At 50.4% G+C, this 23,138-nt stretch carries 17 protein-coding genes and 2 pseudogenes; all 19 read right to left on the bottom strand.

The window, feature by feature from the left end; translation table 11 throughout:
• Positions 1-100 precede the first annotated feature (100 nt).
• The 19 genes and pseudogenes from AB447_RS18600 to cysT all read right to left on the bottom strand — a co-directional run bounded on the left by AB447_RS18600 (position 101) and on the right by cysT (position 23,111).
• The gene (locus tag AB447_RS18600; protein WP_048354421.1) at positions 101-2,089 is read right to left on the bottom strand and encodes a beta-galactosidase; all 1,989 of its coding nucleotides are present in this window, start codon (positions 2,087-2,089) and stop codon (positions 101-103) included.
• Between the two features lie 2 nt (positions 2,090-2,091).
• A complete protein-coding gene (locus AB447_RS18595; protein WP_048354422.1) occupies positions 2,092-2,736 on the bottom strand; it encodes a rhamnogalacturonan acetylesterase in 645 nt (214 codons plus the stop codon).
• A gap of 385 nt (positions 2,737-3,121) precedes the next feature.
• Entirely contained in the window at positions 3,122-3,877 is a 756-nt protein-coding gene (locus AB447_RS18590; RefSeq protein ID WP_048354423.1) for an MBL fold metallo-hydrolase, read from the bottom strand.
• 149 nt (positions 3,878-4,026) lie between these two features.
• A pseudogene (locus AB447_RS18585) lies at positions 4,027-5,827 on the bottom strand (rhamnogalacturonan lyase).
• Positions 5,828-6,024: 197 nt separating this feature from the next.
• Positions 6,025-7,893: a rhamnogalacturonan lyase gene (locus tag AB447_RS18580; RefSeq protein WP_057957693.1), complete on the bottom strand. Its 1,869-nt coding sequence runs from the start codon at positions 7,891-7,893 to the stop codon at positions 6,025-6,027.
• A gap of 142 nt (positions 7,894-8,035) precedes the next feature.
• A complete protein-coding gene (locus AB447_RS18575) occupies positions 8,036-8,680 on the bottom strand; it encodes a YesL family protein (protein ID WP_048407095.1) in 645 nt (214 codons plus the stop codon).
• Between the two features lie 23 nt (positions 8,681-8,703).
• Positions 8,704-9,384, bottom strand: a complete 681-nt coding sequence (locus AB447_RS18570) for a DUF1961 family protein (RefSeq protein ID WP_048355875.1) — start codon at positions 9,382-9,384, stop codon at positions 8,704-8,706.
• Positions 9,377-10,087 (bottom strand): rhamnogalacturonan acetylesterase, encoded by a 711-nt coding sequence (locus AB447_RS18565; RefSeq protein WP_048355874.1) that lies wholly within the window; start codon positions 10,085-10,087, stop codon positions 9,377-9,379. Before AB447_RS18565 ends, AB447_RS18570 begins: the two co-directional genes overlap by 8 nt.
• 13 nt (positions 10,088-10,100) lie before the next feature.
• Complete coding sequence (locus tag AB447_RS18560) at positions 10,101-12,383, bottom strand: helix-turn-helix domain-containing protein (RefSeq protein WP_048355873.1); 2,283 nt, start codon at positions 12,381-12,383, stop codon at positions 10,101-10,103.
• Between the two features lie 38 nt (positions 12,384-12,421).
• A complete protein-coding gene (locus AB447_RS18555; RefSeq protein ID WP_048355872.1) occupies positions 12,422-13,456 on the bottom strand; it encodes a glycoside hydrolase family 88/105 protein in 1,035 nt (344 codons plus the stop codon).
• An 18-nt stretch (positions 13,457-13,474) separates the two neighbouring features.
• Complete coding sequence (locus tag AB447_RS18550; protein ID WP_057957692.1) at positions 13,475-14,356, bottom strand: carbohydrate ABC transporter permease; 882 nt, start codon at positions 14,354-14,356, stop codon at positions 13,475-13,477.
• Between the two features lie 3 nt (positions 14,357-14,359).
• Positions 14,360-15,253 (bottom strand): carbohydrate ABC transporter permease, encoded by an 894-nt coding sequence (locus AB447_RS18545; RefSeq protein WP_048355871.1) that lies wholly within the window; start codon positions 15,251-15,253, stop codon positions 14,360-14,362.
• A gap of 26 nt (positions 15,254-15,279) precedes the next feature.
• Positions 15,280-16,538 (bottom strand): annotated as a pseudogene (locus tag AB447_RS18540) (ABC transporter substrate-binding protein).
• 139 nt (positions 16,539-16,677) lie between these two features.
• Positions 16,678-17,829, bottom strand: coding sequence for a response regulator transcription factor (locus AB447_RS18535; protein ID WP_048355870.1), 1,152 nt, complete (start codon positions 17,827-17,829; stop codon positions 16,678-16,680).
• A gap of 2 nt (positions 17,830-17,831) precedes the next feature.
• The gene (locus AB447_RS18530) at positions 17,832-19,568 is read right to left on the bottom strand and encodes a cache domain-containing sensor histidine kinase (protein WP_048355869.1); all 1,737 of its coding nucleotides are present in this window, start codon (positions 19,566-19,568) and stop codon (positions 17,832-17,834) included.
• Positions 19,569-19,583: 15 nt separating this feature from the next.
• Positions 19,584-20,213, bottom strand: a complete 630-nt coding sequence (locus tag AB447_RS18525; RefSeq protein ID WP_048355868.1) for a YesL family protein — start codon at positions 20,211-20,213, stop codon at positions 19,584-19,586.
• Between the two features lie 136 nt (positions 20,214-20,349).
• Complete coding sequence (locus AB447_RS18520; RefSeq protein WP_048355867.1) at positions 20,350-21,417, bottom strand: sulfate/molybdate ABC transporter ATP-binding protein; 1,068 nt, start codon at positions 21,415-21,417, stop codon at positions 20,350-20,352.
• Positions 21,418-21,423: 6 nt separating this feature from the next.
• Entirely contained in the window at positions 21,424-22,224 is an 801-nt protein-coding gene (cysW, locus tag AB447_RS18515) for a sulfate ABC transporter permease subunit CysW (RefSeq protein WP_231592819.1), read from the bottom strand.
• A gap of 68 nt (positions 22,225-22,292) precedes the next feature.
• Positions 22,293-23,111, bottom strand: a complete 819-nt coding sequence (cysT, locus tag AB447_RS18510; protein WP_048407089.1) for a sulfate ABC transporter permease subunit CysT — start codon at positions 23,109-23,111, stop codon at positions 22,293-22,295.
• Positions 23,112-23,138 lie beyond the last annotated feature (27 nt).

Below are 23,138 nucleotides of genomic sequence, written 5' to 3'. Positions count from 1 at the left end.
ACTTGTTGACAGAAGACAACATTTTCTCCTTTTTTGCCGTCCCGTCTTTGTTTTGCCGCTGCAATGCCCGCAAAAAAAGCCACCGGCAATCGCCGATGACTTACATGTCAGGAAACAGGATGATGCGGTATTGATACGGTCCGATCGTCAGGCGTCCCGCTGCTTCCCTTTTATTCGCGATCAGGTCGACGGCGTCCTTATGAAGGGTAACTTCTCCCCCTTTGCCGTCCATATTGATCATCACCCAGACGATGCCGTCCGGTCCTGTCCGCGGGGCGACGATCGTGCCCGGCGTCACATCCGTTTTCATGGTGATGCCGGCTTCTTCGGCGTAATGGCTGATCAGCCTCTTCAGCATCACGTCTCCCGCTTCTCCAGCCGGCATTGAACCGAGCATGACGATTTTTCCTTTTCCCTGTTTATGCTCGGTGATAAAAGCCTTCCCTGAGGCGGGGCCTTGTTCGATGATGCCAAGCGCTTCGGATGGACGGGCTTCAAAAACGGCGCTCCAGAGGCTTAGCGGAGCCTTTACGCCAAAAGCGCTCCCCGCCGCTCGCCGTTCATCCATCGGAAACGTATAAAGCGTTTTGACGCCGGCGCATGTTTCTAAAGGCCCCAGCCCGCAGTCCGTATGGATCGTATGGTGTTTTGTCCTCCCGCCAGTCAAAGGGCCGGCTACCCAAATGCCGCCGTTTTCCGCGAATGCCGACGCTTTTTCGATCAATTCCTGCGGCATGTAATGAAGAAACGGGGTAAACAAGAGCTTATAGCCATCAAGTGCGCTTCCTTCGAAAATAACGTCCCTGTGGATGCCCAATGATACAAATCGTTCATAAAATCCGGTGATCAGCGACCTGTAATTGAGCCCTCGATGGGGCTCGGTTTTTAAAAATGCTTTCGCCCGGTCCGAGTAGACGACGGCAGCTTCAGCTTGAACGGGAACGGTCGAAAGCATGACAGGCTCAACCTCTTTTCTGGCACGCTCGACTTCAAGTACATTCGCATATCCCACGTCAGGTTCGCCCCATGCGCTGAGGACGGACCCGTGCGGCTGCTCTGATCCCGCTCTTTGCTGCCGCCACAGCCAATAGCAAAAAGCCGCGCCGCCCAAGGCGTAGGAAGATACGGCTTCAGCCTTCAAATAGCCGTCTTCATGAGGCGCTGCATAGCTTTCGATCGAAGCGCTGTAGGAAGGGCTTGTTTCCATAATCCAAAACGGCCGCCCTTTTTTGATGTTTCTCCATAAGTCACAGTTGAACAAAAAAGCTGCACTGTTTTCTTTGGAGGCGTACGTATCAAATGATGCAAAATCAAGATCGCTGAACAGCTCTTCATTGTTCACGCCGAACATGACGCTGCTGTTATGGGTGATCGGCGCATCTGAATAGCCTCTGATCACAGCCGCTTGTTCGCGGGCAAATTCGGCGATCTTTTCCATGGAAAACTGCTGATACATTGTCCTTAAAGAGGAATTATGCAAAAACGGCGTCGCGCCGGGCTGCGGAATTTGTTCAAAACGTTGGTACGTCTCGCTCCATACATCGGCTCCCCACGCTTCATTCAGCCTGTCAATCGACTGATATTTCTCCCTGAGCCATTTGTGCCACAGCGTTTTGCACGTCTGACACATGCATTCGCTGACATGGCATTTGAATTCATTGTCGAGCTGCCAGCCGGCAAGTCCAGGCAGCCTGCCGGTTTTTTGTGCGATCTGTTCGGTGATCAGCCTGGCCCGCTCCCTGAAATATGGATGGTTCGTACAGACATGCTGCCTTGAACCGTGGCCCATCGTTTCGCCTCTTTCGTTGACATACATCCTTTCGGGATGGCCATGGGTCAGCCAGACCGGCGGAGTCGCCGTCGGCGTGCACATCACGGTCTCAATCTGATGGGAGGCGAGCTTGCGAATCACATCGACAAAAAAGCCGATGTCATACTTCCCTTCTTCAGGCTCCATTTTCGACCAGGCAAACTCGCCGATCCTTACGACATTGATCCCCGCTTCTTTCATCTTTTTGATATCTTCTTCAAGAACGGCTTCATTCCATAATTCAGGATAGAAGCAGGCGCCGTGATACAGTTTTTTCATCCTCACACCGTCTCTTTAACGAGCGGCAGTCCGAGCTCTTCAATACCGGCTGAAACGAGTTTTGCCATTTCCCGGGCGCCTTTTTTTGTAAAATGAGTGTAGTCATTTATATTTTCCGAAATCATGAAATATTTAAAAATCTCACTATAGCCTTTTTCCGAAAAATGCTGAAGACTTCTACCCATCAGGTCTATTAACAGAACGTCTTCTTCGGCTGCGACTTGCTTCATGGCGATACAATAATCGGGGAAATCGTTTAAAAACACGCCATCCTTGTAATGAAGCCTTGCCACCGGGGTGATGAGAAGAGGTACGGCTTCTTTCTGGCGCGCCCCGTCGACATACATTTTTAAGTACTGTTTGTATGTCGTATACGGCTCTGTGTAGCGTTCGGGTTTGTCCTTTGACGAATCGTTGTGGCCCATTTGAACAAACAGCCAGTCGCCTTTTTTGATGACATCCAAAATCGAAGCAAGCCTTCCCTCTTCAACAAAGGTTTTTGAGCTTCTGCCTCCGATCGCCCGATTGATCACCTGAACATCTTCCGACACATAGAGCTGCAGAAATTCCCCCCACCCTCCTTGGGGTGAATCCGCTTTGTAGTTCTGCACAGTCGAATCTCCGGCCAAATATATAGTGGTTGACACGATCAGGACACTCCTTTTCACGATAAAATTTTTCAATTCTGTCCTCGGTTGTCAGCGGGTTTGCCGAACGTTTTTTAAGCAGATCCTGAAGTTTTTCTAAGCAGCGCTTTCGCGTTTTCGAGCGGCCATGATCGCCTCAAGCCTCAACGACACGGCGGGAAACTTAGCCCCTGAATTCCTGCAGCAGCTGTACACCATATCGGTATAGCGTGTTTCGTTTGCCTGATAACCCATATTTGTCACCTCATTCCGAATCGAATTGTAATCGCTTACTTCTCATTTTATGGGAACTCATGCTCGTGTACAATCATACTTTTTTGTTTTATCGTTTTGAAAAAGCGTCGGGAAAACCTGAAAGATTCGCCCGACGCCTCCGGTATCGCACCTATTTTTGCCGATATGTTACAAGTTTGTCTTTAGCGATGATTTCCCTGATCCGCTCTTTCGGATCACCTTCTGAAACACCGCCGTGATAGCAGATCACCCTGTCAATATCGTAATCTAAAAATTTTTCAAGAGACTTAATTGCCTGCTTCATATCGGGCGTCACCCGGGGAACGGGCGGCTGCAAAACGCCTTCTGAGGAAACGAGTGCATCGCCTGTGATTAACGTTTTGCTTTTCTTCAAATAAAGGCTGATGTGGCCGGCGGTATGGCCCGGTGTGGCGATCACCCGAATGCCGCCGCAAAACGGCAGTTCCATTCCGTCTTCCAGCTCCCGGTCGATTTTCGCTTTCGGCGGATGTTCTAAAATGGCCAACAAAGCTTGCGGCATTGCTTTTTTCGTTTCCTCATCCATATGCTTCGGATCTGTTTTCATGAGCGGACGCTCGCCCTCAATGTACGGCTTTTCCAGCTTGTGGGCATAGCTTTTTGCCCGCCCGCCTGCTTCTTGCAACAAATCGGGAAGATTGCCGATGTGATCGATATCCTGGTGCGTCAAAATCACCGCCTGAAGGCTGCTGATCGGGACGCCCGCCTTCTCTATCTCCCGCCTGATTTGTTCAAATTGTCCCGGCATGCCGGTGTCGATTAAAACGGACGCTTCCTCATCCCACACAAGCACGGGATTCAGCATCATCCGCTGTCCAAAAGCTTCTCCGCCTATTTCAAGCATTTCCAAACCGTCTGACATTCTCATCGATCATCCGCTCCTTACTAAAAGACTGGTATACAGGCTTGCTGTACATCAACAAGCATAATAACGGACGAACGATTTGTCAAATAAATAAATTATTATATCACTAATTTTATAGTTTGTCAATATTATTTTTAGAAAATATTCTATTCTTATATTGACACAGTATAAATATTCGGACGGGGCGGCTTTTTCATCCCTGTCCCTAAATAAAATCCGGGGTGCGGCGGCTGGTTGTAGGCGACATTTTGCCAGGCGATGCCTAAACGGTAGACGGGATCGTGCATGAGCGTATAAAAGCGGTGCTCAGTCAGTTCAGTCGTCGTATAAACCCCTCAAAGCACCGCTATTTGCCGTCCTGAAGATCACGTCTTCCCGCCAATCGCCGAAAATATTCGCTTGAAGAACCGGCGTGCCTTTCGTCCAATTGTTCGAAAGGCATTCTTTAGCAGTCAGGAGATTGATCAGTCTTCCGTTATGATAATCCCATTTATCGATTTTAGGAACGCCATCCGGCTCCTTCCAATCATGGTCCAGCAATTCGCGAAGCAGATCGCCGTCCCACCAGATCGCAAAGTTGGCAGAAACCGGAGCCGCATCGCTGATTTTTTCTCCCTTATTCGTGTAAAGGCCGTACGAATTCCCCCGATTCCCGGGAGGGTCGATCGCCCAGACGAGAGCGCCTTTATAACGTGGATCGATGTGCGCCGCCATTCCCCGGCCGACATCTGTATCACCGGGGACGCCCCACAGCACCTCCCCTGTCCCCGCATCGCGGAATGAAAGGCCGTACGGCAGGCCCGGATCTTCATGCACCTGAAACACTTCGAGGCCGGGCCGGTCGGGATCAAGGTCGCTGAGATGCATCGCATCGCCGTGCCCAAGCCCTGTCGTATAAAGGCCCGTGCCGTCGTGATCGACGGCCATCGCGCCGTAAATGATCTCATCCTTCCCGTCACCATCGACATCCGCGACGCTCAGGCTGTGATTCCCCTGTCCGGCATAACCGGCGTATCCGGGATTGTTGCTGTCAAACGTCCAAAGCTTCGAAAGCCCGCCGTCGCGGAAGTTGTAGGCGACAAGCACCGTTCTCGTGTAATACCCCCGCGCCATCACAAGGCTCGGCCGTTCTCCATCCAAATAGGCGATGCCTGCGAGAAAACGGTCCATGCGGTTGCCGTAACCGTCTCCCCAGTCTTCGAGCCTGCCGCGCGGCGGTTCGTAATCAACAGTCGCAAGTACCCGGCCCGTTTCCCCATGAAAAACAGACAAGTATTCAGGGCCTGTTAAAATTCTGCCTGTTTCATTCCGGTAATCGGCAGCTTTGTCGCCGATGACCCGTCCTGTCCCGTCAATCGTTCCATCAGCCGTTTTCATGGCGATTTCCGCTTTTCCGTCGCCGTCGAGGTCATAAACCATAAATTGGGTGTAATGAGCGCCGGCACGGATATTTTTGCCGAGGTTGATTCTCCATAGAAATGTTCCGTCCAGCTTATACGCGTCAATGAAGACTTCCCCGGTATAGCCGTCATGCGCATTATCCTTCGAATTGGACGGATCCCATTTAAGAACGATTTCGTATTCCCCGTCACCGTCGAGATCGCCGATCGAAGCATCATTGGCGCTGTAGGTATATGACACGCCGTCCGGAGTGACGCCGCCCGCCGGTTTCTTGAGCGGGATATCGAGAAAAGGCTTTTCCCAGACGGGCGCTTCTTTTGAGCGTTCGCACTCCTTCCCGCAGAGGACGGTTCCTACGCAATAGACGGATTCCAAAGAGCCGTTCTCATCGAGAAAATTGGTCGATGACGCAATGGGGCGGGAATTGATTTTTAGGCCGTTGCGATAGATGTTGAAAGCCGTTTCTTCAGGATCCGTTCCGAGCAGCCTCCAGCTTAAGAAAACGCCGTTTTCTGTATTTACGGCAATGAGCCCGCGGGTTAATGCCTCCATCTGCCTCGGTTTTTTCCCTGTTCTGTTTTGCTGAAAGCCTTCAGCCGTTACGCTTTCTTCCACACGTTTCACTCCCTTTCGTTTTTTTTAGCGATTGTTTAAAAGGATAAAGATTCAAATCGGCGACCTCCTCTGTCACGAGCCGTGCCAATTGAAAAAACATAACCGGGGAAACATTATCGAAGCTGACGCTTCATTCACGGTGTGTAAATATTCGGTTTCTGCTGGGCTGCCATCCCTTCACCCAAATAAAAACCGGTGTGCGGCGGCTGATTGTAGGCGACGTTCTGCCAGGCAATGCCGAGGCGGTAGACGGCATCATGCATCAGTGTATACATGCGGTGGCCCGTCACATTCGTCGTCGTATAAATCCTCAGTGCGCTGCTGTCATTCGTACGCCAGATCGCTTCTTCGCGCCAGTCCCAGAGAATATCGGCCGAAAGTGCAGGCGTCGCCTTCGTCCCATTGTTTGAAGAGGCACCGGCCGCTGTCAGCAAATTAACCGTTTGCGAACGTTCGTAATCCCATTTATCAATCCTGTTGCTGTCGAGGAGCTCCCGCTGAAGATCGCCGTCCCACCAGATGCCGAAGTTCGTCGAAGAAGGAAGGGTGCTCGAGATCTGTATGCCTTTTGCAGTGTACAGCCCGCCGTCCGCCCAAACTTCAGCTCCGGCATAGCGCGGATCGATGTCAGCCGCCATCCCGCGTCCGACATCCTTTCCGGCGTGGACGCCCCAGATCAGTTTTCCGGTTCCGGCATCCCGGAATGACAGGCCGTATGGCGATCTGCTGTTTTCGTGAACTTGAAACACTTCCATTCCGGCCCGCGTCGGATCAAGGTCGCCGGCGTGCATCGCATCACCGTGCCCCCATCCTGTCGAATACAGGCCTTTTCCGTCATGATCGACCGCCATCGCCCCGTACAAAATTTCATCTTTTCCATCGCCGTCCGCATCTGCGACACTCAGATTATGGTTGCCCTGTCCAGCGTAAGCCCCGTTTCCGGATGACTTGGAATCAAACGTCCACAGCTTCGAAAGCTTTCCTCCCCTCCAGTTATAAGCGACAAGCACTGTTCTCGTATAATAGCCGCGGGCCATGACAAGGCTCGGCCGTTCTCCGTCAAGATATGCGACACAGGCGAGAAAACGGTCGACCCTGTTTCCGTAGCTGTCTCCCCAATCCGCAACATTGCCGCGCGCCGGTTCATAGTTTACCGTGGTTAATTCTTTTCCTGTATCACCTTTGAAGATCGTCAAATATTCGGGCCCCGACAAAACCCGGCCTTCAGCGTTGCGATAGTCGGCGCCGGGGCTGCCGATCACCTTTCCGCTTCCGTCTTTCGTCCCGTCAGCCGTCTTCATGGCGATCTCCGCTTTTCCATCTCCGTCAAAATCGTAGACGAGAAACTGCGTATAATGGGCGCCGGCGCGGATATTTTTGCCCAGGTTGATCCTCCACAGCTTTGTACCGTCCAGCTTGTACGCATCGATCAATACCTCCCCTGTATAACCGTCCTGTGAATTGTCCTTCGAATTGGAGGGGTCCCATTTGAGCACGATTTCGTATTCTCCGTCACCGTCAAGATCGCCGACGCTCGCATCATTGGCGCTGTAGGTGAATGACACACCGTCAGGCGTTTGCCCGCCATCAGGCTTTTCCAGCGGGACCGATTTGTAATTTTGTCCCCAGACACCCGCCTTCTCAGAAGCCGGCTGCTCCTGGCCGTTTACCACGGCACGCACTTCATACGTTGAATTCGCGGTTCCCCCCGCATCGAGAAAATTTGTGCTGGATGAAATCGGAGAGCTGTTGAGTTTCTGTCCGTTTCGATATACATTAAACGAAACAGAGGACGGCTCCGTCCCGAGCAGCCGCCAGCTGACAAACACGCCGTTTTCCGTTTTAACCGCGACAAGCCCCCGCTTTAATGATTCCATTTGCCTCGCCTGTGCCGCCGGGGCCGCGTCCGCTTCTGTCTGTTGCGGCAAAGCCGAAACGAGCCCGATCGATAAAAGAGATGCGGCCGCAAGCAGCTTCCTCCACCTTTTCCTGCCTTTCCTCATAACATTCTCCCTTCGCTACATTGTTTGTAAGCGCTTACTTAAAAGGGATTCTATTACGGCTTGCATTTTTATTCAATCGCACTTTTTTGCAATCGGCAGGTGGCGGAGAAATGCTTTCCTAAATACTTTTTTGCCCGTTTGTCTATTTTTGCGATTCAGGCGATGACTCCGCCTTTATTTCCTCCAGCCGGAGAAAACACCGGTGAGCGTGAAACATCAAGACAAGAGCGAATAAGCTGCCTCCGTAAAACGGAATCAGACCCGGCACGACGATCAGCACATAGGCAACCAGTCCGCCCGTGGCAGCCATGGCGATCGTTGTCAACGGGCGAACGAGGCCGATCAGCACAGCTTGAGAAAAATAGCGGGTAAACGGCAATTGAAAATGTACGTATAACGGAAAAATGTACATGACGACCAGCCCGTACATCACGCCCGCAAGCAATGTCGCATAGCTGATCATGATCGAAAACAGATCGGGACGGCTTTGAAAAAAGTGATAGTTGACAAACAGCATGCATCCGGCCGCAGCCAGGATGAGGCCGAGTCCGTTTGTTTTGATGAATTCGCTTTTATACGCTTCAAAGAACGTTTTGAATATCGCGAGGTCTGTGCGTCCTCTCAGCCATTTGCGAACGACCGCGAACATAGCCGCCGTGCTTGGCGCCCAGCCCAGCACAATGCCGCCTCCTAATGTAAACAAAAGCCACAGCCCATTCAGCCAGGCGATTTTCGCCGCCGCTTCGCAAGATCTGTAAATCACGGCCATCGCGCCTTTTTCCCGCATGAATATCCACCTTCCCGTTAGCTTCATACCAATCGGCGCACTTCAAGATTGGCGTATGCCGCCACAAGCGGCGCCATTTGTCTGAAGCCGATTTTTCCTCCGCCATAGACAGGGCCAAACCTCCTGCCGTCATCCTTCCATTCGAGAATCGAAAGCCCGTTGATCGAAAAATGGACATATGCCCTGTCTTTGATGAGCTTCATCCGGTACGGAGGCATAGCATCGTCAGCCGGCGGAAGCGGGTCTGCCCCCTCCTTTACGAGATGAAAGCCCCTGCTTTTTCTGAGATTGCACGTTCTGAACGCTCTTTCATTATCGTGTTTGTGTCTGAAATAGGACAGGTGCAGCGCGTTGATGTCTCCTGAATGATACTCTGGATATCTTCCTGACCTCTTCGCAAGGCGCGGATCAAACAAATCTTCACCATGCAAGCCGCAAGCCGCGAAAAAGATCATGCACAGCCCTGGTTCTCTTACAGGATAGAAATCCCATTGAATCATAATTTCATCAGGAAATATCTCAGGACACCAATACACAAAATGCGCGTCATCTTCGTAACGCTCCGGGTCGAGTTCGTTTTCCATGTGCAGTCTGCCCTCCGGAAAGCTGATCTTTCCTCTCCCTTCCATGACCCAGCCGCGAACCTCTCCACCCGATGACAGGCTGTTTCGATAGATGACGTCTCCTTCCCTGGCGTTAGACATAGGAGCCCCTCCCTTCCGGCTGAACGTATGCAGATAAAGGAAGCCCAAGCTCCTTAATGCCTTCTGCGACAAGCCTAGCGATGCGGCGGGCTCCTTCTTCAGAAAAATGGGTATCATCTGCAATGCCGTCAGGATAATGCGGATGCCCGCCGGGCGGAAAGTGGACAAACAGCCGCTTCGATCTTTCGGGGCCAAGAGATTCGTAGAGCGTTTTTGTTTTTGACCATAAATCGATCAGCGGAACCTGGAGGTCGCCGGCGAGATCTATCATGGCTTTCGGAAAGTCGCCGAGGGTGTTGGTGATATTGCCGTTTTCATCAAAACGGCGGCGCTGAACCGAAGTGACAAAAACGGGTATCGCCCGTTTTTGCCGGGCAGTTTCCGCATAGCGGGTCAAATGGGTCTGATATGAGGTATAGGGGTCTGTTCCGTACGATTTTTGATCATTATGGCCGAACTGAATAAACAAATAATCCCCTTCCCGAAGACGTGCTGCGACGGCCTCCAGCCTGCCTTCTTCAATAAAACTGTTTGAACTCGCCCCGCCTTCTGCCAGATTGACGACTTTGATCTCCCTTGTGAAGCATAAAGGAAAAAGCTGGCCCCAGCCTGCCATCGGGGCTTCGTGCGGGGGACAGTCGGCAACTGTCGAATCCCCCGCTAAATAGACGGATACTTTTTGTTTTCCATACGTTTTTTCCATATGCACTCCCCTTTCACGACGATTCCTGATGAATCTGTCTGTATCGGCTCGGCGGAATCCCGACCTGCTTTTTAAAAATCCGGTTGAAATAGCTGTGTCTGTAGCCGACTTCCTCAGAAACGTCATGGATTTTTTTATTCGTCTCAAGCAGCAGCTTTTTCGCTTTTTCAATCCGCATCTTCGTCACATAGTCGATAAAATTAATTCCTGTTACTTGTTTGAATGCCTTGCTCAATGTATACGAATTCGTTCCCGCCAGATCGGCGCAGCTTTCAAGCGAGATGTCGTTCATGTAATTTTCGTGAATCATCGCCAGCACCCGTTCGACAAGCCGTTTTTGCTGCCTGTTTTTTCTTCCTTCAAGCTCTTTCAGGTACGGGCTGACAACGCGCTCCATCATCCAGGCGACGGCTCTGGACGGCTCCCTGATATCCGACAGCTCCCGAATCAAATGTTGCTGATTAAACAATTCATTAGGGTGAAGGCCGGAATGGAGAATCTCCTCCTGGATTTTCGCAAACAATTGAATCATTGCAGGCTGAATGCGGATTTCCGTCTTTCCCTTTTCAGACAACTCCTGGATAAAACGGGCGATCAAGTTTTCGGCCTTCACCTTCTCCTCAAGACGAATGGCTTGAATGACCTCCCGTTCCAAGGAGAACGGATAATAAGACTCGCCTGGAAGCATATCTTCCCGCCTGTTCAGGTCAATGATCTGGCTCGAATTTTCAAATTGCCTGTACCGTTTCCCTGCTTTCACCTCTTCATATTTGGCCGGAATGTCTTTCAGCACGGCAGCAGGCTTCGAGATCGTCGCGGTGACGTTCAGTCCGCAAAATGCGTGAACCGTCTCCGTCAGTTCGCGGACCAATTCGCAAATGCTTTTCCGAATATCCGCCTTCCGGCTTTGCATCAAAAGCAGCACAAGCGATAACGATCGTACTCCTGAAATATAGATGCGGCTGCACGTTTTTTCCGCAAGTTCGCCTGTGATATTGCCAAGCATAAAACCGGCGAGGCTTTCGTCCTTCTCTGAAAAAGAACTGCTTCCGTCGTACAGCCCTGTCAGCTGAATATCGGCGATGATAAACACCCCGTTTTCCACATTCCAGCCGCAGGCTTTCAAGCGCTTTTTCAAGCCTTCCTCTGATTCGCCTGCAAAGTGCCCGTGAAGCAGCCGCTGGATAAATCCGTTTGCCGCTTCAGATGTCTGTTTCATGACCTGGCTTCTCAGCCTTCCGCTCTCTTTCGACATGTCGTTCCAGCGTTTTTCGAGCCAATGAAATTCGTCGCGGTGAATCCTTTTTTTCTCTTCACCTGAGCAAAGCTGAATAAGCCTTGCAACAGGCGAGTAGATTTTGTTTGAGGCATACCACGTCAGCAATGCCGCCAGCACGATTCCCAGTGCACTGACCGATGCGACGAGTTTCGACAAAAACAATACAGGAGCCGTAATCGCCGACATCGGCGATGCGGAGACATAGGTCCATTTCTGGTCGAGCCGGGCCATTTGTCCGTAAGACACGGAATATGTCCCATCCTTCCACTTCATGACAAATGAACCTTGTTTGCGCGTCTCCCGTTCGACCCGTTCTTTTAAAACGCTTTCAAATGTGCGTTCACCGCTCTCCTTTTGCTGCTTTCGGTTGAAAAGCAGAGCCGTTCCCTCTGAATAAGGCGAAAGGCTTTCAAGCAGATGCTTCATTTCCTTTCTGTCAAGCGTAACAATCAGGGCGCCGAACGGTTTTGAGATCCCTCCGGGAATTTTGTGGATGAGGGTCATGCCTGAAGAGCTGTTGCCCTGTTCTTTCCAATAGACATTTTGACTCCCTGTCAGCAGCGAATCGTAAACTTTTAACGCTTTTTTGTCGGTAATTCCGCTGTATTCCGGACTTAACAAGAGCGGCTCTGCGTCTTCAATGAACAACTCGACCCGCTCGATCAGCGGATTTTGATCCTGAAGCAAAAACAGCGATTTTGACAGCCGGTATGTCGTTTGAAAGTCTTTTTGCAAATCGGCGCGGGCCAGGCCGTTCATCAGCCGCGTATCATAGGCGAGCTGGGAAAGCATGATCTCAAGGCCTTCAAGCTTGTCATCGATCTGGCTGATCTGCCGTTCGACCTGGCTTTCATGCAGATGCTGAAGCTCCTTTTCAATCTTCGCCGCCGAGAAAAAATAGATGCCTGCTCCCGTCAGCAGGCCGGGAATGCACGCAATCAGCAATATCAATACAAAGCTCTTTTTAAAATAGGTTCCCTTTCGCCGTGAAACATGTCTTTGATGCAGCTTTTTCATCCCCATCCCCCCACTGCGATCTAAAACAGAATGTTTCTTTATTGAAATACGCGCGATTTGGAACGGACGACATCGGCCAAAAAGGTCAGCACAAGCCCCTGGCCCCAGCCTTGAATCCGTTTAAACGGAACATCTTTATAGCCCCCGGCATCGGGCATCACCGCGGTTCCGGCGGAAACGCGCTCGACCCTGCCGTCTTCGCGGACTGCTTCTGTAATTGCGGTCAAGGATTTTTGAATGTATTTGTGATATAAAGACCCCTTTGCAAGAAGACCTGCAGCAATTCCCGCCGAACCTGAGACCTCAAGATAAGAATCGGGGTCTGTCAGCACCGTATGCCACAATCCGGAAGAATGCTGGAGCCTCGCGAGCGCGCTCAACAGATCCCTGAGCGAACCGTCAATGATCATATAAGACGGGTGTGTCACATCAATCAGCGGCAGCGCCTTGGCCATCGTCAGCGCGGCCCAGCCGTTTCCCCTCGCCCAAAACACCCCTGACAGATTGTGTTTTGCCTGATGATCCCACGCGTGATAATACAAGTTCGTGTCCATATCCTGCAAAAATTCTTCATGGCCGTGAAACTGTCTGAGACCGTCTTCGAAATAGTCATCATTCCCCGCAAGCCTTCCGATTCTAAGCAAAAACAGCCCGGCCATCATCATCGTATCGACCCATGCCTGTTCAGGAAACACATGTTTTTCCGAGTTAACGGTGTGCTGCAGAATGCCGTCGGCAAACCTTGGTGCTTCATGAAGAACGTAATCGGCCATCTGCTTTGCGGTATCAAGATAGCGGTCATCACCGGTTGCTTCATATAAGGACAAAAGCGTGTGCCCGATTGAGACGCCGTTGACCGAAAGCTTCGGCAGGCCGTCTTCAAGCCTTTCATCGATCCATTCTTTCAGAAGGCGAAGATATTCTTCATTTTTCGTGGCTTCATACGCTTCAGCCACGCCGTAAAACGCAACACCTCCGGGCCAGTCCCATTCAAAATCCATTTCGAACGTCCGCTTGACGATTCGATCGATAATTTCATACAGCTTTTCTTCATCAAAAACGAGCTTCGGCATACATATCTCTCCCCTTTTTTATTTTAATCCGCTCATGCTGATCCCTTGAACGATCGATTTTTGGAACAGAAAAAACACGAGAATGACGGGCAAAAGCGAGACGACCGACATCGCAAACATCGCTCCCCAGTTCGACGCCGTTTCCGTGTCTAAAAACAGCTTCAGCGCCAGCGAAACAGGATAAAGCTCCGGTTTGTTCAAATAAAGGACCGGATTGATCAGCTCCTCCCACTTCCAATAAAATGAAAAAATCGCAGATGTCGAAAGCGCCGGGGCGATCAGCGGCAGAATCACCCTGAAAAAGATCACGAAACGGCTGCAGCCGTCGATTCTTGCCGCTTCGTCGAGTTCAACGGGAATCGTTCTGATAAACTGGATCATCAAAAAGATGAAAAACGCGTGCCCGAAAAACTGAGGAATGACGATCGGTTTGAATGAATTGAGCCAATCAAGCTTCGCAAAGATGATGTACTGCGGAATCATCAGCACTTCGTGGGGCAGCATCATCGTCACCATCATGCAGGCAAACCAAAACGCCTTTCCCTTAAACGGAATGCGCGCGAATCCATAAGCGATGACCGCAGAAGAAGAAACGGCACCGATTGTCGATAATCCGACGATGATCAGCGAATTTTTGATAAATGTAATAAACGGCTGTCCGGCGATCCCTTTCCACCCTTCTGCATAATTGGAAATCACAAACGGATCGGGGATCAGAGAATGCGATGTCGCGAAAATGCTCGCGCTTTCTTTAAACGAGCTGACCAAAAGCCAAATAACCGGATACAGCAAAATAAGGGCAAGGCCTCCCGTCAGAATATGAAAGACGATCCGGCCCGTTCTTCCCTTCCCGGCCGGAAGCAGAATAGCCTCTCTTGCCATTTCCTTTGCCGGCTCCATCCATCATCCCTCCTTTGATTCGTAATGCACCCACAGCGAAGATGTTTTAAATAAAATGAAAGTCACAAGCCCGATCAGAATGAGCATTACCCATGCCATTGCAGAGGCATAGCCCATTTGGAAAAAGTTGAAGGCCCGCTGGAACAAATACAGGGAATAAAGCAGCGTCCCGTCAAGCGGGCCGCCTTCGCCCTTCGAAATGATGTAGGCCGGCGTAAAAGTCATGAACGCGGAAATCGTCTGCATGACGAGATTGAAAAAAATGATCGGGCTGAGCAGCGGCAGCGTAATCAGGAAAAACCGCTGTATTCTGTTTGCGCCATCGACGCTTGCCGCCTCCTGATACATCGGCGGAATATTTTTCAGACCCGCAAGAAAAATCAGCATCGATGAACCGAACTGCCACACCGACAAAAGGATCAACGTCCACAAAGCACTCGTCGGGTCCTGGTACCAAAGGATCTTCTTATCTATTCCGATAAAAAACAAAAGCGCATTGATCACACCGTCGTTGCCAAACACGTTGCGCCACATAATCGCGACAGCCACGCTTCCGCCGATGATCGAGGGGAGGTAAAAGAGCGTCCGGTAAATCCCCACTCCCTTTTCCGCCCTGTTTAAGATCACCGCGATGAAAAGCGCAAATGCCAGCCGCAGCGGCACGCCCGCGAGCACGTACGTAAACGTCACTTTCAGGGAGCCCCAGTATTTCTCATCATCCGTCAGCATCGTTTTGTAATTGTCCAAGCCGACCCACTTGGGCGTCGTGAACAGGTCGTAGCTCGTGAACGACAGAAACAGTGATGCGCCCATCGGAATCACGGTAAAGCAGAGAAATCCGATGATAAACGGAGAAATAAAGGCATAGCCCGCAAGGTTGTCTTTCCATTTCTTCACAGTTGCATCCTCCTAAACGATAAGGCTTACTTCGCTTGATTTCGTTTCAGTATCTCGTCCGCTTCTTTTCTGAACTTCGCGGCGCCCTGTTCCGGCGTGATTTTATTAAATAAAATCTGATCTGACGTATCTTTGAGCAGCTTGATCACCTCTGCGCTGCCGACAGGCTCCGGCGGGTCGCCTTCTCCGTTTTCTCCTCTTCATTCAATTTCGCTTTGACAGATTCAGCCGCTTTTGCCGATACCGGAACCCCACGCTCACCCTTCATGAGGGCGTTCGCTTTTTCACTGTTAACGAAAAAGTCGATAAATTTGGCGGCTTCTTTTTTATGTTCAGAGCTTTTCGGAATCGAAAAGAGCATGCTCGGGCGCAGAAACAGGGCTTTTTCGTCCGACTGTCCGGGAGGCAGCTTGAGAGACAGGGACGCATCCGTGAGCTGGGCAAACGCCGAATACTGATTGGAATAGTTCCAGGTCGCCGCTGTCCGCCCTTTTACGATAAAGTCGTCTTCCATTCCTTTCACTTGCGCGCCTTCGTCAGGCGTCGGAGAAGCCTGGGCATTGACAAGTTCCACCTGCCGCTTGAAATAATCGACAAACAGCTTGTCATCGGCGTAGGCAAGGCCTGTCCCGTCTTTTTTATAAAAGCGTTCACCCTTCGTCCTGAGGTAATAAGGGAAAAAGACGTCCGGCGGGTTCATGCCGTTTGATCCGTATTGGCCTGTCTCTTCCCGGACCTTGAGCGCGAACTTTTCATATTCGTCCCATGTCCAATTGCGATCATCGATTGTGATGCCGGCTTTTTTGAGAAGATCATCGTTTGTAATCACCGACAGAACGTTGACGCCAAGCGTAAAACCGTACAGTTTGCCGTCGATCTTCCCGCCTTCTGTAACCTTTTCATCGATTGAATCCGTCTTGATCGTCCCGTCTTTTACATAAGGCGTAAGGTCTTCAAGCTGTCCCTTTTCCCCGTACTGTGATAAATACGCGGAATCCATCTGAATCACATCGGGAAGCTGGTTTGCGGCGGACATCGGCGCAAGCTTTTTCCAGTAGTCGTCCCAATTGGCGAACTCCGCTTCAATGTTGACATTCGGATGCTCCTTTTCATACATCTCAATGATTTTCGTCGTATAGTCATGCCGCGGCTGTCCGCCCCACCAGGCGACCCTGAGCGTAATCGATTGTTTGCCGCCGCCTGAAGTCTCTTCACTGTTGGAGCTGCATCCCCAGAGGCCGAACAACAGCATTGCGCATACTACAAATTGTACAATTCTCCTCATCAACATCCCCCTCTTTTTGTAAGTGCTTACATTTATTTTAATGACAAGTCTCCTCCTCCAAACACTCAAAAAACAGAGAAGAATGTTAAAAAAACAGAGAAATCGGCAAAAAAGCCGCCGGCTTTGCCGACAGCTTTCGTCACGATTTTTCTTTCCGGTATTCGGACGGCGTATAGCCGGTATATTTCTTAAAGACGAGACTGAAATATTTTGGATTGTCGCCAAATCCCGATTCCTCGGCCAGGCTGCTGATCGTGATGCCGTTTTTTTGCTTCATCATGGCGATCGCTTTTTCGATCCGTACTTTTGTGACATAGCTCGAAAACTTCTCGCCCGTGTCCTGTTTAAACAGCTTGCCGAGATAGTCCGGATTCATGTACAACACGTTTCGGGCCGCCCATTTTAATGAGAGCTTCGGGTTTGCGGCTTCTCTTTGAATCAGATCGAGCATTTTTCGGACCAAAACCGATGGCTGACAAGAAGCCGTGATCAACTGTTTGGCGAGTCGGCCGCGCGCCTTTTCGTATAATGAGGCGGCATCCCCGATTTCCCCTCTCCCGCTTACGGCTGCCGCCGGCACGGCATGAAATTGCTTTTCGGTCTGCTTTTTCACACGATCGATTTTTTCCGCGATCAGCTCCGAAGGTTCGGCCGCGAACACGACCGCATCGTTCATACGGACGGATGCGATGACCGAGGACCCGAGGATGCCCGCTGCGAGCTTTTGCAGTGCGGACAGACGCCCGGTATCTTCAAGGGCAAACAGAATCAGCTCGATCGTCTGTCTCTCGGGAAAAAAGCGCAAATACCCTTCGGCAGCCTTTTTGCCGCCTTTGATCAGCTCTTGTAAAGCGTGTTTGCGGATGTGGGGGCGGACAAGCTCCAAATCCGATTTCACCCGTTCCGCAGACTCTTCTTTTTTTAATTCGCTGATCACGCTCGCAAGCGATGCCGTGATGTGGCTTTCATTGCACGGCTTGAGCAAATAATGCCTCACCCCGTATGCCATCGCTTTTTTTGCGTATTCAAACTGGCCGAATCCGGTCAGCAAAATGAACCTTATCGACGGATGGTCGCGGGACACCTTCTCGATCAATTCAAGCCCTCCCATTCCCGGCATTTTAATATCACTGATCACAATATGCGGACGTTCACGCAGGATGAGCTGGTAGGCTTCCATCCCGTTTTGCACCGCGCCGACCAAAGACGCGCCGAATGAATGCCATTGAATCATGCTTGAGATCCCTTCGAGAATGATACGTTCATCGTCTGCAAGCAGAACTTTATACATCATCACACCCCGCTTCGAAACGGTATTTTGATCGTAATCTTTGTTCCCTTACTTTTTTCGCTTGAAATGTTCAAACCGTAATCTTCGCCGAACATCAGCTTGATCCGCTCATCGATATTTTGCAGCCCGATGCCTTTGCCCCTTGTTTGCACGAGCCCATCGTTTGCCTGTTCCAAAAAATTCTCGTCCATGCCTGGTCCGTTGTCTTTCACGGTCAAGTATACGAAGCCGTCCTTTGCGAAAGCCTTGATGGCGATGCGGCAAGGCTCGATGACAGGCTCAAGGCAATACGTAATCGCATTTTCAGCCAGAGGCTGGAGAATCAGCTTCGGGACGAGGCACGATTTGACAAGGGGATCGACATCCACTTCAAACACCAGCCGTTCCTCAAAACGGAACTGCTGGATCGTGAAGTAGTGAAGGACGATGTCCGCCTCCTCCTCAATCGTTAAGACATCTGTTTTCATATTGACCGCAATGCGCAGCAAAAAGCCGAGAGATTCGGTCATCTTTGAAATTTTCGGCTGCCCGTTCCTCTTGGCCAGCCAGTTGATCGACTCCAGCGTATTGTATAAAAAGTGGGGATTGATCTGCGCCTGAAGGGCTTTGAATTCCGTTTCCTTAATCATCAGCTGCTTTTCGTAATTTTCTGCGATCAATTCGTTGATCCGTTCTACCATCGTGATAAACGTCCGGTTCAGCACGCTGACTTCGTCATGGCGTTCAGGCGGCGGCTTTAAGAGCGGCTGTGTTTTAAAATCGCCGTTTTGCACATGCTTCATCGCGGTGACCAGCTTTTCGATCGGACTTGTCAAGCCTCTGGCGATTTTTCTGCCGAACAGGACGGCTGTCAAAAAGAAGAGAATGAAAAGGGAGATGAGTATCGCTTTCATCGCAGAAATTTTGGAAAACATCGCATCAAAGGGAATCAGGCTCCAGTACGTCCAATTTTCATACGGTGATGTGACATACGACATAAAAAAGCGGCGGCCGTTATTCTTCACGATTGTATATCCGTTTTGATCACGGGAAGTTAACCGGGGCGGGTCGATTTTTTGTAAAGGGCTGTCCGAAAAAAAGGTGTGCCGTCCTTCCGACATGGCAACCTTTCCTGCGCCTTCCCCCCAATCCTTCGGGAGATCGGCGACAATGCCTTTTAAGTCGGCCACGATCAATACGATTCCCAGATGGTTAAAATTCAGCTGTTTGTACGAGCGGATTTCCCTGGCCGATAAAAGTTCGCCGTTTGCGCCGGGCTTTGTCACCCATACGTTTCCCCCTTTCCGGCGGGCCGCTTGCTTTGTCAATCCGCTGATTTGCCGTTTTAGCGCTTCAGAGGAGTTTGCCCCGGCCGAGTATTCCGTTCCAAATGCGTCGACTAAATGGATCGACTTGATGTACCGCTTTGATCCCGTATATTCGGCAAGCTGATCCCAAATCTCCCGTTTGATCCGGTAGCGGCCGTATTTGTTCTGGTCATGTCCCGCTTTTAAGAGGTTCGTTTGAATGTTTTGATCTGTCGCGATTTGATATGACACGTCTTCGATCTTTTTCAGCTCATCTTCAATGCTCTTTGACGACATCATCAAAACTTGCGACGATTTCCGGTAAATTTGCTGATCATACATATGGAAAGCGTACTGAACGCCGCTCAACATCAAAATCAGCGAAATCGCCATGATGAAGGAAATGAGAATAAACAACTGATCTTTAATTTTCAAATGCTGCAACCGGTTCACTGGCCTTTAGCACCTTCATTCGCGCATGAACGTCTCATGGCGGACGTCAAGCGCGCGGAAAGCGCGAAACGCCAGTTTTGTCAATACGAGGCTTAAAGCGCTGCCGCTGAAAAATAAGAGAAATGTGACATGAAATAAGCTGAGCAGCACGAAGCCGATCGCGCTTACGATCATCAAAAAAGAGACGAGCGGGCGGGCAAAACCGATCATGAAGCTGTATTTCAGCGCTTCGATCTGGTTCATCTCATAGTGGACATAGATCGGGAAAATGTAGGAGAGGATGATGGCATATATGATAAAAAGGCTGATGAATAAGCTTATAACGGCAGGCTGATCGCGAAAATAGACGGCGGCGATTCGAAAATCGACGTACAATAAAAGAGCGGTAAGGGACAGGATCAGACCGAGTATGACCGATCTCCCCCACCCTTTTTTAAATTCTGTATAAAACGTCTGAAAAACGGGGATATCCGTATTGCCTATCGCCCATTTTCTCGTCACGGCAAACATGGCGCAAGTCGCCGGAGCAAGCCCGAATACGAGCAATCCCGCCGCTGAAAAACCGATCCACAGCATATTCAGAAGCGCAAGCCTCATCACCCACTCAGAAAAGCGGTAAAATCCGTTCGACAACACGTGAATCATAATAACCCTCCCCTTTTACAGAAAACGCTTACATTTTGTGGAACAGAGTCTGATTTTGTATATTTCGCTTCCTGTTTGATAAATCCTTCTTTCTGAATGCCGAAAAATGGGAGCTAAAAGCTCCCATCACCCGTTTTTACGATGAACAAAAGACTTTCAGCTGCTTAGGCCGGACGTACAAATCCTCGCCTACTTTGATTTGCAGCTTCAAAAAATCATCTTTCGTTAATTCGATTTCAATGATATCCCCTGTATCGGTTCTCCTCAGCTCAAGCTGAACCGTCGACCCGATTGCGCGGATGTGTTCTGCCGTACAATGAATTCCGCTGTCATGGTCCGGCGTTTTTTCGACAATAAAGTGGTGCGGCCTGGCAAACCCGATACCATTGGCAGCAGTCTTTACGGTTTTCACATCTCCCGGCAACTCAAACTTGAAATTCCCGTCGTAAATATATCCGCTGTCAAGCCGGCCTTTGAATTGGTTGACCGTACCGAGAAAATCGTACACGAACGGGTTCTCCGGCATTTCATACACGGCCTCAGGCGTGCCGACCTGCTCGATCCTTCCGTTGTTCATAATCACGACGCGGTCTGAGATGTCAAGCGCTTCCTCCTGATCATGTGTGACAAAAACGCTCGTAATATGAAACTCGTCGTGCACTTTTCTGAGCCAGCGGCGCAGTTCTTTTCTCACCTTTGCATCAAGGGCGCCGAACGGTTCATCAAGAAGGAGCACCTGGGGATTGACGGCAAGGGCGCGGGCGAGAGCCACCCTTTGCCTCTGTCCGCCTGAAAGCTGGGAAGGATACCGTTCGCCAAATTCTTTCAGCCTGACGATGTTCAGCAGCTCATCGACCTTTTGCTTGATTTCTTTTTTCGAAAGCCTTTCTTTCCGTGGACGAACTTTCAATCCATAGGCCACATTTTCAAAAACGGTCATATTGCGAAAAAGGGCGTAATGCTGAAATACAAAGCCGACATTGCGGTTTTTCACATGTACGTTTGTCTGATCAGCCCCTTCAAACAAAATGTTTCCCCGATCAGCTTGTTCAAGCCCGGCGATGATCCTGAGCAGCGTCGTTTTACCCGATCCGGACGGCCCTAACAAGGAGATCAGCTCCCCTTTTTTGATTTCAAGATTGATATCTTTTAACACATGAAATTCACCATACGATTTGGAAACATTTTTGATTGATATACCCATTGTTACCTAAGCTCCTTTTCCTGCCGTTTTTGTCTTTTTTTCGAGTATGTTCTTCAGCACCAGCGTAATTAATGCCAGGATGGACATTAGTGAAGCGACGGCAAACGCGGCTGAAAATTGGTATTCGTTATATAAAATTTCGATGTGCAGAGGCATGGTATTCGTCTCGCCTCTAATATGACCGGAAACAACGGAGACGGCGCCAAATTCGCCGATCGCTCTCGCCCCGCATAAAATCACGCCGTATAAGAGGGCCCATTTGATGTTCGGCAATGTGATATACCAAAAGGTTTTCCAGCCCCCCGCCCCGAGGGTCAGCGATGCCTCCTCCTCAGCCGATCCCTGGCTTTGCATGAAAGGGATCAGTTCGCGCGCGACAAACGGAAGCGTCACGAACAATGTCGCCAACACGATTCCAGGCAGGGCATAGACAATTTTGATACCGTGGTCCATCAGCCACGGACCGAACAGCCCTGTTGTGCCAAACAGAAGAACGAAAACAAGGCCGGCGATCACGGGCGACACCGCAAAAGGCAAATCGAGCAATGTGACAAGAATGTTTTTCCCTTTAAAGTCGTATTTTGTGACAAGCCAGGCGGCTGCGATGCCGAATACGGCAGAAAGCGGCACCGTTATCGCCAGCACAAGCAGCGTCAACCTGATGGCCGCCAAAGCGCCCGGATCTGAAATCGATGCGAAATACACATCCGCTCCTTTTTCAAAAGCCTTAATAAAAATGGCGGCAAGAGGCATAAGCAAAAAGACGGATAAAAACAGATAGACGATGGCGATCGAGAACGTCCGCATCGTTTTCGCACCTGAAGATGGACTCGTTTGACTTGCGTTTTGCATGTGCGTCTGTGCGTTCAATTTTGTCAACTCCTTACCCACCGCTTTGATACACGCCATTGAAACAGATTGATCATCAACAATAAAAAGAACGAAATCATCAGCATCACACAGGCAACAGCCGTTGCCCCGCTGTAATCGTATTGCTCAAGTTTTGTCATGATAATCAGCGGCGCAATTTCCGTTTTGTACGGAATATTGCCGGCGATAAAAACGACTGAGCCATATTCGCCGAGGGACCTGGCAAACGCCAGAGAAAACCCCGTGATTACAGAAGGCAGCAGCTGGGGAAAAATCACCTTCCAAAAGGTCTGCGGCGGAGCCGCCCCGAGAATGGCCGATGCTTCCTCGATTTCTTTCTCGATGTTCTCGATCACCGGCTGCACCGTCCTCACGATAAAAGGAAGGCCGATAAACACCAGGGCGATGATGATGCCAAGCGGCGTAAAAGCGACTTTCATGTGCAAAAATTGTCCGATCCATCCGTTTGGCGAGTAGAGCGATGTGAGCGCAATCCCCGCGACCGCGGTCGGCAGTGCAAACGGAAGGTCGACAAGCCCGTCAAGCAGCTTTTTTCCGGGAAAGGTATAGCGGGTCAGCACCCAGGCGATTAACAGGCCGAATACGGCATTGACAAGGGCGGCCGCCAAAGCTGTCAAAACCGTAAGCCGGATCGAGGCGAGAACTCTCGGTTCGGCGACCGCCTGCCAAAAATCGAGAAATCCCATTGAGGCTGTTTTCATAAATACCATCGTTAACGGAATCAGGACGATGATGCCAAGATAGGCCATCGTAATGCCCAAGCTGATTCCAAAACCGGGAAATATGTTTTTTCTTCTTGTCATTGGTGCACCTGCTGTTTTGATTGTGAA

Origin of the sequence: Bacillus glycinifermentans, assembly GCF_001042475.2 — a bacterium.
Classification (GTDB): Bacteria; Bacillota; Bacilli; order Bacillales; family Bacillaceae; genus Bacillus; species Bacillus glycinifermentans.
Note: the sequence above shows the minus strand (reverse complement) of the source record. Positions and strands in the feature narration are given on the sequence as shown.